We start from the raw sequence: 14365 nt of genomic DNA, 5'->3' as shown, positions 1-14365 counted from the left end.
TAGAGTGAGACTAACGGCACGATCTGATTTACCTGTAAAGTCATAAATTTCAATCCACTCACTCATATAGAGTGAGACTCAGATTTACCTAGCTTTTTAGCGATGTCTTTTAATTTCAATCCACTCACTCATATAGAGTGAGACATTCGGCGTTCGTCGTATTCGTCCGATAACTCAAGATTTCAATCCACTCACTCATATAGAGTGAGACCGATGCTTGTACAGTTGCATCTAAATCAGTTTTCGATTTCAATCCACTCACTCATATAGAGTGAGACATGACGCGATTATCGCATCAGCTAAAAAGACAAAAATTTCAATCCACTCACTCATATAGAGTGAGACGAGAGTGTGGGATTTATTGTGTATCTTAAAGATATTTCAATCCACTCACTCATATAGAGTGAGACTCCTCTGAAGCTGACTCGTCGCATTGCGTAATTGGATTTCAATCCACTCACTCATATAGAGTGAGACCGTGCCCGACGTAAATAAGTCGGGTATGACGTTTATTTCAATCCACTCACTCATATAGAGTGAGACACGTTTATCGTCTACTTCCGCGTCTTGTTTTTTATTTCAATCCACTCACTCATATAGAGTGAGACATCAAAGTCGGCGATTTCAGCGTAACAAACTACATTTCAATCCACTCACTCATATAGAGTGAGACTTAATCTCTGAACATTCTTCGAGCCAGATAATCATTTCAATCCACTCACTCATATAGAGTGAGACGAGAGTCTATAAAAATGGAAATGCTGCCGGAATAATTTCAATCCACTCACTCATATAGAGTGAGACCTTTTGGTGTGTACGTGTCCGCTGTATAGTCTTATTTCAATCCACTCACTCATATAGAGTGAGACGCGAGATTAGTAACACTCCCTTTTAAAATAAATATTTCAATCCACTCACTCATATAGAGTGAGACAAAAATGGAGGGGATGAAAGTGCGATATAAATTCATTTCAATCCACTCACTCATATAGAGTGAGACCAAATACAAATACAAAGATGTTTTAGGTGTTGGTATTTCAATCCACTCACTCATATAGAGTGAGACCTCGGCTGGTATCAGTACAATGTTTTGCACAATCATTTCAATCCACTCACTCATATAGAGTGAGACTCGTAAAAGGCATCTACATAGTCATCAGTTTTTATTTCAATCCACTCACTCATATAGAGTGAGACATCATCGCGCACCACCTGCCACGTGACACGTCTGATTTCAATCCACTCACTCATATAGAGTGAGACCTCGTTGAAGTAGCTTGGTGAAGTTAATAACTTATTTCAATCCACTCACTCATATAGAGTGAGACTGCGATTTCTGACGTGTTTACACCAGCAGTCCATTTCAATCCACTCACTCATATAGAGTGAGACTTTACTTTACTCGCACGATCTGTTGCTTTGATTGTTATTTCAATCCACTCACTCATATAGAGTGAGACTATCGCCGCGTATATTACATCATACGCGCGCATATTTCAATCCACTCACTCATATAGAGTGAGACCGCTACAATGGTACAAATTTTATCTTATTGGGTATTTCAATCCACTCACTCATATAGAGTGAGACTAGAAAAATGGCAGAAGCAACAGAGTTAAAAGCAATTTCAATCCACTCACTCATATAGAGTGAGACTGGATTGCATATCATCACGCCAGCTGATGATCCAATTTCAATCCACTCACTCATATAGAGTGAGACCATTTCATCTAATTGTCTTTTTGGTACGCCCTTATTTCAATCCACTCACTCATATAGAGTGAGACCTTGCTAATTTTGCTAAATCAAAATCTAAGTTGTATTTCAATCCACTCACTCATATAGAGTGAGACTTCAATGGTTGGCTCAACGTTTACATCAACTTTAATTTCAATCCACTCACTCATATAGAGTGAGACTATTGCCATCGTCGTCCTCGTCAGACGTGATACCATTTCAATCCACTCACTCATATAGAGTGAGACAAAGATGATAATTTGTTTAAACAATCCATCATTATTTCAATCCACTCACTCATATAGAGTGAGACCATAACTAACCGCTCCATCATTTCGACGATAAGATTTCAATCCACTCACTCATATAGAGTGAGACAATTGATAACTTCCATATTTACGATAGACACATTATTTCAATCCACTCACTCATATAGAGTGAGACAAGGTATTACGTTATGTAAAGTATTATTGTATTATATTTCAATCCACTCACTCATATAGAGTGAGACATTAAAATGATTGTAGCTACAGACTTAAATATGGATTTCAATCCACTCACTCATATAGAGTGAGACATTCACTATACGTTAATACAATTTATGGTGAATATATTTCAATCCACTCACTCATATAGAGTGAGACGCGATTCGCCGAAAAATCTCTTTATCAATGGTGGCATTTCAATCCACTCACTCATATAGAGTGAGACAGTAGCTGCGCTGTTGGTGTTTACGGGAGTTAAATTTCAATCCACTCACTCATATAGAGTGAGACGTGATTCACTTAATAATTAAACAAGGTTTACGTATTTCAATCCACTCACTCATATAGAGTGAGACAGCGTGTATAAAATACATCATTGTCTATACTTTATTTCAATCCACTCACTCATATAGAGTGAGACAGCGATTTTGTGATAAAAAAAGATAAAATTCACCTTTTTTTATTAAATCGCACATTCATTTTACCATATTATGATTTATTTAGATTTATTTTCTTAAAAAATGTTAGTAATTTCAGTGCGAACCTCCCTGGGTTTTCATGTTCGCCTAAGGTTCGCACTTAGAAAATCAGTGGATCCTGAACATCAATTGCTTCTTTCGCTCCGATATGTTCTACTTTATTTTTATATTGATTACCAATGCTATAGAATCGTAAACTATCTGTTTTCAAATTAATAATTTTTGTTAGATCATGTTTTAATTGAACTAATTGGGTCGCATCTAATTGACATTCAAAGACTGAATTTTGTACACGTATTCCTCTAGCTTCACACTTTTTAGCAACTTGTCTTAGTCTCTTAGCGCCCCCAACCTCTGATGTTTTTACATCATACGTCACAACTACTAGCATATTAGTTGTCCCTCACTTCCATAAAAATGGTGGGTATTCTTCCGTATCTCCTCTTAAAAAACGTGCTAATAATAATGCTTGGGTATGAGGAACTAATCCCCATGAAATTTTTTCTTTTAGTCTTGGGTGCATGATTTGTTCTGTTTTACGTTGTTGCCATTTTTGAAGTAACAATTTTCTCGCATCATCCGTTAAAATAACTGCTCCATTTTCTTTTATTAAAAAGTCATCCGCTTTTAATTCTTTTCGGTTAATCAATGAAATAACAAAACGATCTGCTAAAATAGGGCGAAGTTCTTCCATCATATCTAGCGCTAATGAAGCTCTACCTGGTCGGTCACGATGTAAAAATCCCACATACGCATCTAAACCACTAGATTCAAGAGCTGCTGCCACGTCATTGGATAATAGTGTGTACACAAAGGATAACAATGCATTTGTTCGATCTAATGGCGGTCTTCTTGAACGCCCTTTAAATTCAAAGCCTTCTTCATTCGTTAAGATTAATTCATTAAAGCATTTAAAATATTCATTCGCTGCTTGTCCCTCCAAACCGCGTAAACTTTCTAAATCCTCACACGTTAAAATTGAAGGAAGTGTATTTTTCATGCGCTGAATAGATTGCTGAATTTTTTCAACTTCCACGCGCATTGGATGATCTCGTATGACACGTTCTAATTGCCATCGCTGATTTGCGATTTTGGCAAAAATCATATTTCGCGCAATCTTCGCACTCTCTGTTTCATCTTCTGAAAGTGCATATTGCTTTTTCCTCAATAATACATTGCCTCTACTTTTACCAATTACACGCGCTAAAAATCGACCATTCCTTTTTAAAAAAGTAATAGGTATATCATTTTCTGCACAATATCCCATTAAAGATGGACTTACGCCTGCGTATCCGAATGTACAAATTCCTTCTAAATTTAGTAGTGGCACCTGTCCTATTTTTTGTTGTTCTACTTGGATAACTACTGTTTCTCCTTGCAATGTTAAATATGCTTGGTCTTGTGTAATATATAATGTATTTAATAGTTTTCTCATTATAAGTATTTCTCCATGTATTTTTTCACAGATTCTTGCGCCATTGTATTTGGTAAACAAATAGATTCAAGCGAACAACTTTTACAATGTTTTCCCATCTTTACCTTTGGCGTGTATTGCTTTTGATAATACCCATACATTTCTTTAAATAAATCGCGCACCTCATTTTTCATGTCTTCTGTAATTTCCACCTGAACACGCTGCTTTGTTTCGTTGTAAAAAAAGACACCTGTTGGAACATCAATTAAAAACATTTCTTCTAAACAAATCGCCTGTGCGACCAATTGAACAAGATCTTCTTTCCCTTTTTTCACTTTGCCTCGTTTGTACTCAACAGGAATAATACGATACTTTTTCTGTTCTTTTGGTAAAAATACACCCTGTTCATCTTCAATGAATTCAACAACATCGCAAATACCGGTTGTTTTTAATGTATGCGATTGAATCGGCATCGCTCGCACAATTAAATGATTTTTTCTTTTTTCTCGTAATTCTGGTTGGTCTACTTTTTGGTGAATAATTTGTCCTTCGATTGTCTTCACATTTTCAACCCATTGTTGTTCAATATGAATTAAGGCCCATTGACGTCTGCAAAATTGAAAATGCTGAATACCTGATAGCATCAAGTATTCAGCTTCCTGATTAAACTTCATATACACTTTCTTTTAATTGACTTAAAATTTCACCTTTTTCAACTGTATAAGGTTGATCTTCATCTGTTGTTGGGATTACTTTTAAAGCACGATGAACTTGAGCAGATGAGAATTGACCTAATTGACTATCATGTTCCCACCAATATACAGCACGTACTTCCATTGTACCTTCTGGACGCGCAGATGATGCATCATTCTCAAACAATGTTTCTAACGCTTGTTTGATTAATTGCGCATCTTCATACGTAAAGCCTGTTTTTTCTGCTAATTGTGTATTGATACTGCCTGAGAATTTATAAACACCAAAGTCTACAACATGCTTCATACCCATCGTATCTGAACCTTTTTTATCACCAGGCTCTGAATTTACACTTTTAGTAATTTGAATACTGTTAATTGCGATGGGTTCTAATGTTTTGGCCATTTGAATAGAAACAGGTCCACGTACACCAACTGATAATCCACTTTTAAATGCAAATACTTGTCCAAAGGCACGGACGTCAAACCAAGCTTGACTCGCAATGCGTGCATATTCTTCACTATCTTTTTTGATTGCTTTTAATTCGCTATTTCCTTCTGCACGTTCTCGTAAGCTTTTAAATCCATCGTTTGTGCGATCATTGGACTGTACAAAAATAGCCTGACCTAAATCTTGTAAACGATTACGTAATTTACGTTTGATTGCGACATCTGATACCTCTCCAAAACCTTCTAAATCTTGACGCGGACGATTACCGTTCAGTGGGTCACCATTCGGGTTCGCACCTTTAACAGTAAAAATTACAGTAAAATCAATTTTATTCACTAATGACATTTTCTTTTTCCTCCTTTTTTGTATACATATAATTACGTTGTGTGTAATAACCTAATACGTATTGTTCATCTAGCGGTTTATTTACAAAATCCCCTTCTTCAAACAACGCGATAATTTCGCCGATTTGCTTTTGTACAATATCGTTTTTCGTCATTGCTGAAAAGTTATTACTAACTGCTGCTTTACTGAAATATGGATCTAATTGTTTTAAAATAGTCATCCATGTAGAAGCGGGTTTATTTACAAAAGTTGTTGTGTAGCGACGTGCATTCGTTGGACGGTTGACCCCGCTATCTTTTAACATGCCACTTTCAAATACATCAGCAATCGCTAATAATCGACCAAATAGATAGCTACGATTTTGATTTTTCGTTTGTAATTTCACTGTATATTGCTCCTCCCTAAAATAATCTTTGAATACACCACAACTTACTTGCAACAAGCGTTCATATTCTGCTGGCTCATAGGCTTGCGGTAGGTTACAACGATTAAACAGCAAGCGAACCAAATCTCGCGGCACTTTACTACCGTTTAAAACACATTCATATAGACGTGTCGTTGCTTCTTTAACCATCTTTGCATCAGGTCTTGGACTATATGCTGCATTCGCAATTTCACGCAAACTAAATCCACTAAGTACGGTACGCTTTTCTTTTGAATCTTTTACAGGAATTGTTTTATACCACATCGTACGTTCTTGCCATTGTAATAATTTTTTCAGATAATCGCCTAATTCCATATTTCGATAATTGATAATAGCGAGTCGACCAGGTGTTGCCGCATCAATTTCTGCAATATGAATCTGTTCTTTTTCAGCGTCACGTATTGTTTTATGTGTAAAACAACCTGTCAGTAATTTTTGATAATTATGCGCTAAATCTTCTTCCGTAAAATCGCCAACTTTTTTATTCTGTTCGATTTCAAAATCTTCTCCAAGCATGCTGTAATACCAATCATTGGAATTGGGTGATGGAATCGGTTCATCAATATGACTCCCCCATAGTAAAAATACACGACCATCTACTTGGTAGCCTTGTTTTTCAATCAACCACTTCAAAGCATTATGCATCTTTTGAGATGCTTCATAACTAATCGTTAGTGCTTCACCTGGTGTTGCAAAACGTCCTCGATACGTAAAACCTGATTTATCATTCGCAGAGATGATTTTAGCTTTGTCTCCAGAATTACGTAATTTATTCGGATGTGACTGTGCAGTAGGGCGCACTTCTCCCGATATAAAACATACTTCTTCTGTACGAGCTTTTGATAGATAATACGTCGTATATTTTTCAAATAAAGATTGGTCTTGCCAAACATCTTGTATCACTTCATTTGGTACATGCACATTAAAACGAACAAATGCACTCGATTGGTCATTCGTCAATGTTTTAAAAATGAGTGGCTTATCACCGCGATGTTCTTCCCATTTTTTTAGTAGTTGCCCTTGTTCATCAACAAACAATACTTCGCGACTAACTAAATCTTCAATGAGACGACCTTTTGTAACGTAACGGTAAATTGCCTCGATTTTAGGATCTGAATATGGGGAGTCCACCCACTCCTTTAGTTGTTCACGATACTTAGAAAAAGCCTCTCCCTTTTCTTTCTCACCTGTATATTTTTCATAGTCACCTGCTGTATACACTAATTTGTCGTGTAGTACATGTGGTCGAAATACTTTACCAGCACGTGAGCCAGATTCTTCGGTGAATGGTAGTACCGTTGATTTTTTATCAATGGCATAGGCATCAATCAATTCACCATTTAAATCAACAATTACTTCAATATGTGCCGTTTGTGTCGTATGTGCAATCGGTAAAAGCATATATTCAACTGATTTTTCATTATAAAAAACCTTCGTCATTACTTTTCCAGCCATCTGTTCATTTGCATTATACGTATCGATTAAACTTTGAAAGATCGACATCTTAATCACCTCCTAATTTTGTAAATGTATCTTCTACCGACTCCATGTTTTGACCAATGATAAATTCTTTTAGTGCATAGTCTGCTACATGTTTTCGCTTTGTACAAGCAGACTGTGGAATACAAGAGATAACACCATTCTTCATTTGAGGCTCCCATAACAATGCCTCTAATTGATGTCGCCCACTCTGACTTGGATAACTTAAACTGTGTAGCATCGTAGAAAAATCTAAGTCAATTCCTTCATAATAACTAGTTACTTCATCAAATTGACATGGCTCTACATATCCCTGACATTCTCGCGTTCCTAAGAAAATATCACGACGTCCTCCTTTTTTTACACAACGTAAAGCGATTTGATGGTGTTTATGCTCGTTGAAATCTGATTTTAAATCTGGACGATTTTCGTTAAATTCAAAATGCGCTCGAACCGCATAGCAAACATCATCTAAATATGTATACTGCGCGAGCGTATTCCCTCCGCCATATTCAATTGGACGAATAGCTTTCATTTTCATCGAGATTTTATTAACAATTTTCACCTCATCAATTACCCAATTAATAGAAGGCTTCCAATAAATCGACTCTGTAATCCCAATCAATGCTGAGATTGTCGGAATTTGATAAGTCATTTTTTCTCCACCAATTTTAGTTGTCGGATCGGTGAAAAGCGCGCTATCTCCATATACGATATATTCAATTTGATTTCTTACTTTACTCATCATTTTCCTCCTTTCAATACATTAAAAGTTCCAAACTATTCCCCTCAATATCAAGTCCATATTGTTCATTATATGCACCGTCTTTTAATGTTAAAATTTGTTGTTTTCCTAGTTCAATCACTTTTACCAAGCCATGATCTTCAAGTAATTTACGCTCATATGGAAAAATATTAATCGAATATTTTTGAACGCTTTGCATAAATCGTGTAAAATCTTCAATTTGCTCATAACCTTCTAGTTGATTAATTAATTCATTTCCGTCTTTAAATGGTACTAATATCGAAATCGCGGCACTTTCGATTACTTCATATCGTGTTGAAGCTAGTTGAATAGAGTTCGAATATTGATATATCCCTTCACGATCCATGCCATTGAAAAATAAATGGTAAATACTTTTATATTCTTTAATTGGAAATTTCGTCTCATTTGCAAACTGTGTGTAAAGTTGTTTGAAATAATGTGTCATAGGATTCGTGCTAAGAGGGGAAATATCCTCTTTTTGACAATCTCGTAAGATTAAATTGGAAATCTTCCCACCTTCTTCGATGGTCTTTAAATGTTTTAAACTTTCCTCTCGATGCTTAAATACATAGACATTCTTTACATCTGCTTCTCCATGTCGATTACATCTTCCTGCTGCTTGCGCAATCGAATCTAGTCCAGCGAGTGAGCGAATGACACAATCAAAACTAACATCTACACCTGCTTCAATTAATTGCGTACTAATACAAAGTGTTCTTGTATTTGGATTTTCTAAAGACTTTTTCATTTTTTCAAGCTGTTCTTCGCGATGTTTAGGACACATCGAGGTACTTAGATGGAAAACGTCGAAATTTTCCGAATCTATTTTTTGTAATAACTTTCTAACAACAGTTTTTGTATTTAAAATAACTAATACATTACCTTCTTGTTGTAATTTTTCAGTTGTGAAATCTGCTAATTCTTCTGTTGTCCAACCTTGATTAGATGGTAAATACTTAATTTGCGTACGTTTAAAAGCGTTTGTCACATCAGGAATATTTTGAATAATTTCTGTCACGTCAGAAGATTTATTATCTAAATGCGCTAGTGCTGGTTGTGTCGCTGTACATAGTACGACAGTTGTATGCTGCATTTTCGATAAAAAATTAATCGCTTCATTAAATAATGCTAACGATTTCATCGGTACTGCTTGCACTTCATCAAAGATAATCACAGCGTTCGTTAAATTGTGTAGACGTCTTGTATTTCGGTTTTTTGCGTCATAAAAAACATTTAAGAATTGGACCATTGTCGTCACAATAATAGGCGCATCCCAATTGTCTTTCATCGCTTTAATTTGCTGTAGCTCTTGCTTATTACCTTCCACAGGTGATTCTTCAAATACATTACTATGATGTTCTAAGATAACTTCTTCTTCTCCATCATGCTGTAAAATTTTTCGCATCTCTTTTACATTTTGCTCGATAATAGTTGTGTAAGGAACTACATAAATAATTCGCTGTTGTTGATGCAGTTGAAGATGTTTAAGTGCAAAACGTAGACTAGCTAATGTTTTGCCGCCACCCGTAGGGATAGATAACGAATAGATGCCTACTTCACCTAAAGCAGCTTCCAGACACTGATCGGACATTTCTTTTCGCAATACTGAAATATGATTTTTTTGTTCAAAAGAAGCTAGTTTTTCTTCTAATCGTTCTGCCCATAAAGACCACTTAGCTTCTACAGGTTCAACTGATTTCCCTTCGTCAAAAGCTTTAGCATCCAATTTATCTGCATCTAATAAACACGAATAAATATACTTTGTTAAAAAAACACTCACATGATTTGATACTTTTAAAGCAATGTTTCGATATTCTTCCCGATTAATTTCTTGTAAAATAATTTTTGCATATTTTCTTGAAAAAGCTTGAATTTCTGCCACTGCTTTTTGAATGTATTCTTTAAATGCACTTTCTGAAATATATTCATGAAAAAAACATTCTTTTATTTTCGTATAATCAGGAATTTCTTTTTGTAAACGCACTTTTAACTTAATTTCTTCTACTTGAGGATCAGCATAATCAAGTAATGTGCCGTGATGCGTTAAAATCGCATTTACGATAGGGATTAACATGTTTAATTCTTGTTCGGATACAAATTCTTGTAATAACTGAGCTCCCGCAGTTGAATGATCGCCGCCTGTTCCTTCTACGGTTGAGGGATTTAGTTTAATTTTTTGCATATATTTTTGAAAAGCATCTCCATACTTTCCCACATCATGTAACATACCTGCTAAACCAGCCGCGTGACGTAATCCTATTTTTGAGCCGAATTGTTCCGCCATCTTTTGAACATTAGTTAAGTGTTCTACGATTGTTTGTTCTCTGCCATTAAGACTATTTATATGTGCAATCACAGTAGAAATCCCTCCTCTTTTTAAGAATATAATACCATTACATTCAAAATATACAAATTAAGGATTTTATTTTTTAAAAGGAAATAAAGTATTTTTATGATTTTTTTGACTATATTTCAATCTATTTTGAAAAACTCCACTCTTTTTATATGATAAATAATGTATTTTTAATATATATTATTTTATTCGACTATTTTTAGTGCTGTACCATAAGATGGATGATCAACGTATAGTGCGCTAGGCATAACATATAGTTAGCGCTGCATAGATATTGATTTTGTAACATCAATTGCTCATAGCGTTTTGACTTTTTGATTTTTTTCATACTTTCACCTCACAAAAAATATAATAATTAGAACACTATATTTTATTAAGTACCTTTTCACTCGAAAATGAAACACACTAAAAACTCCCTTCTAAATTAAGAAGGGAGTCAAACAAGAGCTTAAAATATAAAAATTAATTTCAATCCGCATGTAAAACATGACAGTTAAATAATACCTATTTAGTTACTTTTTTAAACATTAATGTTAAATAAATTATAAAAAAACACTATAAGGACAACGATAGTTACGATTATGTCAATGAATTAGTTAATTGATAACTTTTTATTTTATTGTTTTGAATTTAAAAATCTAGTAATAAAAAAACTTACCACAATAGTATACCTATAAAAGAGCCACATAAGTAATTTTTTATCAGTGACTGTTTTAAAATCTTCGACAATATTCGATATGCTTACTCATATAGAGTGAGACAGACCTCCTTATTTTTGTTTTTGAGTTTTGTACGTATTTCAATCCACTCACTCATAAAGAGTGAGACTCTACAAGCATAGTAGCGTGTGTATGTCTTAAAATTTCAATCCACTCACTCGTAAAGAGTGAGACATAGGACTAGAGTTTTTAATCGTGGCAAATGCTATTTCAATCCACTCACTCGTAAAGAGTGAGACGCAGATTGCGCAACTTATCACATTAGAAAATGGGGTATTTCAATCCACTCACTCATAAAGAGTGAGACTAGAGATACACGACCAAACCATTTTTTAGTGGCATTTCAATCCACTCACTCATAAAGAGTGAGACCATAAACGCATTTATAAGGTAACACCGGCAGACGATTTCAATCCACTCACTCATAAAGAGTGAGACATTTCACTTTGTCGGTTAACGGATCAGATAACTTATTTCAATCCACTCACTCATAAAGAGTGAGACTCAAAGACTCTGCGAAAAATTCTGTAGCTTTTGCTATTTCAATCCACTCACTCATAAAGAGTGAGACAAACATAATCATTTTTACTGATTAAAGAGCGGATATTTCAATCCACTCACTCATAAAGAGTGAGACTTCACTCCAGCTATCCTCATTTTCATCAAACGTTATTTCAATCCACTCACTCATAAAGAGTGAGACTTATTTCTGTTAGCGCGATATCTATTTCTCTGTATTTCAATCCACTCACTCATAAAGAGTGAGACAAAGATGATAATTTATTTAAACAATCCATCATCATTTCAATCCACTCACTCATAAAGAGTGAGACTCGCGTTAATACTATCCCACGATAAGCTATAGCATTTCAATCCACTCACTCATAAAGAGTGAGACACAAAGGTAAAGTTGTAAAATACGTTGGTCGCATATTTCAATCCACTCACTCATAAAGAGTGAGACGTTTACATTGCCGTCTGAAACGTTTGAAAATGCTGTATTTCAATCCACTCACTCATAAAGAGTGAGACATCATTAATGAAAATGCAAATAAACTTCTGATAATTTCAATCCACTCACTCATAAAGAGTGAGACGCTTGCTTCAATTTTAATCGTGATGTTTGGACTATTTCAATCCACTCACTCATAAAGAGTGAGACGTTTCTGCACCTGCTGGAATATCCGATTTTACTTTATTTCAATCCACTCACTCATAAAGAGTGAGACGAATCAAATGGGAAAGCGACTATGACAGCAGTTATTTCAATCCACTCACTCATAAAGAGTGAGACTGGGCGTACTCGTTTATCACCAGCGCTTAACCAGGTATTTCAATCCACTCACTCATAAAGAGTGAGACGCGTTGATGGTTACGTTTGCGTTCTTTTTAATTTTTATTTCAATCCACTCACTCATAAAGAGTGAGACTTCCTTCGTAACACAACTAAGCCAGCTATCTTACTTATTTCAATCCACTCACTCATAAAGAGTGAGACTTTCATGTTTGACTTGATAGTTGATGCCATATTTATTTCAATCCACTCACTCATAAAGAGTGAGACATGAAACCAGTATTCTTAGCAAACGACATCAAAATTTCAATCCACTCACTCATAAAGAGTGAGACAATATCTTGTAATACGGTTGCTTCATCTACACCGCATTTCAATCCACTCACTCATAAAGAGTGAGACTTTTTGTCCACTATACATAATAGGTTTACCGTATGATTTCAATCCACTCACTCATAAAGAGTGAGACTCATACACACCGCTCTCTTTTTTGATGTCGCTTAATTTCAATCCACTCACTCATAAAGAGTGAGACTATGGACTTACTATTCATCGTGTAATTTCAAATATTTCAATCCACTCACTCATAAAGAGTGAGACTATGGACTTACTATTCATCGTGTAATTTCAAATATTTCAATCCACTCACTCATAAAGAGTGAGACCCAGGGTTAATTTTAAACTTTAGATTTGATGATATTTCAATCCACTCACTCATAAAGAGTGAGACCATTTCTAATTGGAATACATACGCTGCAGATGATATTTCAATCCACTCACTCATAAAGAGTGAGACGTGATTCACTTAATAATTAAACAAGGTTTACGTATTTCAATCCACTCACTCATAAAGAGTGAGACAGAAAATAGATCAGCCACAAAAATTCTTATTGGTATTTCAATCCACTCACTCATAAAGAGTGAGACGTTACATTAAATGTTTGACCTCCACTGATGACATTAATTTCAATCCACTCACTCATAAAGAGTGAGACGGTGTTAACGGTCAACTTATTTGGAATATGAGAATTTCAATCCACTCACTCATAAAGAGTGAGACAAAATTCGGTGCTGATTTTATTAATAGTAATAATATTTCAATCCACTCACTCATAAAGAGTGAGACAAAAGGGATGCAAAAATATTTCAATGACGATTGATTTCAATCCACTCACTCATAAAGAGTGAGACAAAAATGAGCTGTGAGATTTCTTCGCCTAATTCTTATTTCAATCCACTCACTCATAAAGAGTGAGACACCAACACCTAAAACATCTTTGTATTTGTATTTGATTTCAATCCACTCACTCATAAAGAGTGAGACATTAGCTTTTATACCTAACCTTGAAGAACTTCCAATTTCAATCCACTCACTCATAAAGAGTGAGACTGCTAATGCCAACACAGCGACAACACCAACCTTATTTCAATCCACTCACTCATAAAGAGTGAGACGAAACCTACTCTTATCTTTTGGCGAGGATAAGTAGATTTCAATCCACTCACTCATAAAGAGTGAGACGAAGATGTGTTCGACATTGACTACGGGCAGCTTATTTCAATCCACTCACTCATAAAGAGTGAGACAAAGATCTTGGTTATAAAATATCCGGCGACGTGGCATTTCAATCCACTCACTCATAAAGAGTGAGACATTTGTTGGTACGCCGAATTATATCATTCAAGCTATTTCAATCCACTCACTCATAAAGAGTGAGACTTACTTG

At 35.2% G+C, this 14365-nt stretch carries 7 protein-coding genes and 2 CRISPR repeat arrays (2 of these 9 cut by a window edge); all 7 genes read right to left on the bottom strand.

The window, feature by feature from the left end; translation table 11 throughout:
* A CRISPR array of direct repeats spans nt 1-2643; the repeat unit is 32 nt; unit sequence ATTTCAATCCACTCACTCATATAGAGTGAGAC (it extends 2935 nt beyond the left edge of the window).
* A gap of 158 nt (nt 2644-2801) precedes the next feature.
* From cas2 to cas3, 7 genes are read right to left on the bottom strand one after another with little or no spacing between them, the layout of a single operon-like run.
* Nucleotides 2802-3092, bottom strand: coding sequence for a CRISPR-associated endonuclease Cas2 (cas2, locus tag QN089_RS05805; RefSeq protein ID WP_141274404.1), 291 nt, complete (start codon nt 3090-3092; stop codon nt 2802-2804).
* A gap of 12 nt (nt 3093-3104) precedes the next feature.
* Nucleotides 3105-4136, bottom strand: a complete 1032-nt coding sequence (cas1c, locus tag QN089_RS05800) for a type I-C CRISPR-associated endonuclease Cas1c (RefSeq protein WP_285216229.1) — start codon at nt 4134-4136, stop codon at nt 3105-3107.
* Nucleotides 4136-4789 carry a CRISPR-associated protein Cas4 gene (cas4, locus tag QN089_RS05795; RefSeq protein WP_285216228.1) on the bottom strand — a complete coding sequence of 218 codons (654 nt, stop codon included), beginning with the start codon at nt 4787-4789 and terminating at the stop codon, nt 4136-4138. Before cas4 ends, cas1c begins: the two co-directional genes overlap by 1 nt.
* The gene (cas7c, locus tag QN089_RS05790; RefSeq protein ID WP_285216227.1) at nt 4779-5603 is read right to left on the bottom strand and encodes a type I-C CRISPR-associated protein Cas7/Csd2; all 825 of its coding nucleotides are present in this window, start codon (nt 5601-5603) and stop codon (nt 4779-4781) included. Before cas7c ends, cas4 begins: the two co-directional genes overlap by 11 nt.
* On the bottom strand, nt 5587-7530 hold the full coding sequence (gene cas8c, locus QN089_RS05785) for a type I-C CRISPR-associated protein Cas8c/Csd1 (protein WP_285216226.1): 1944 nt from the start codon (nt 7528-7530) through the stop codon (nt 5587-5589). The genes cas7c and cas8c overlap by 17 nt, the downstream gene beginning before the upstream one ends.
* 1 nt (nt 7531) lies before the next feature.
* On the bottom strand, nt 7532-8251 hold the full coding sequence (gene cas5c, locus QN089_RS05780; RefSeq protein WP_285216225.1) for a type I-C CRISPR-associated protein Cas5c: 720 nt from the start codon (nt 8249-8251) through the stop codon (nt 7532-7534).
* 13 nt (nt 8252-8264) lie between these two features.
* On the bottom strand, nt 8265-10628 hold the full coding sequence (gene cas3 / locus QN089_RS05775) for a CRISPR-associated helicase Cas3' (RefSeq protein ID WP_285216224.1): 2364 nt from the start codon (nt 10626-10628) through the stop codon (nt 8265-8267).
* Between the two features lie 793 nt (nt 10629-11421).
* Nucleotides 11422-14365: direct repeats of the CRISPR family, unit length 32 nt; unit sequence ATTTCAATCCACTCACTCATAAAGAGTGAGAC; it runs 389 nt beyond the window's last position.

Origin of the sequence: Kurthia sp. YJT4 (assembly GCF_030219945.1) — a bacterium.
Classification (GTDB): Bacteria; Bacillota; Bacilli; order Bacillales_A; family Planococcaceae; genus Kurthia; species Kurthia gibsonii.
This window is presented reverse-complemented; position numbering and strand designations above follow the sequence as displayed.

Coding starts and splice junctions, on each gene's coding strand:
- cas2 (WP_141274404.1), bottom strand. CDS start 3,092: ATGCTAGTAGTTGTGACGTATGATGTAAAAACATCAGAGGTTGGGGGC.
- cas1c (WP_285216229.1), bottom strand. CDS start 4,136: ATGAGAAAACTATTAAATACATTATATATTACACAAGACCAAGCATAT.
- cas4 (WP_285216228.1), bottom strand. CDS start 4,789: ATGAAGTTTAATCAGGAAGCTGAATACTTGATGCTATCAGGTATTCAG.
- cas7c (WP_285216227.1), bottom strand. CDS start 5,603: ATGTCATTAGTGAATAAAATTGATTTTACTGTAATTTTTACTGTTAAA.
- cas8c (WP_285216226.1), bottom strand. CDS start 7,530: ATGTCGATCTTTCAAAGTTTAATCGATACGTATAATGCAAATGAACAG.
- cas5c (WP_285216225.1), bottom strand. CDS start 8,251: ATGAGTAAAGTAAGAAATCAAATTGAATATATCGTATATGGAGATAGC.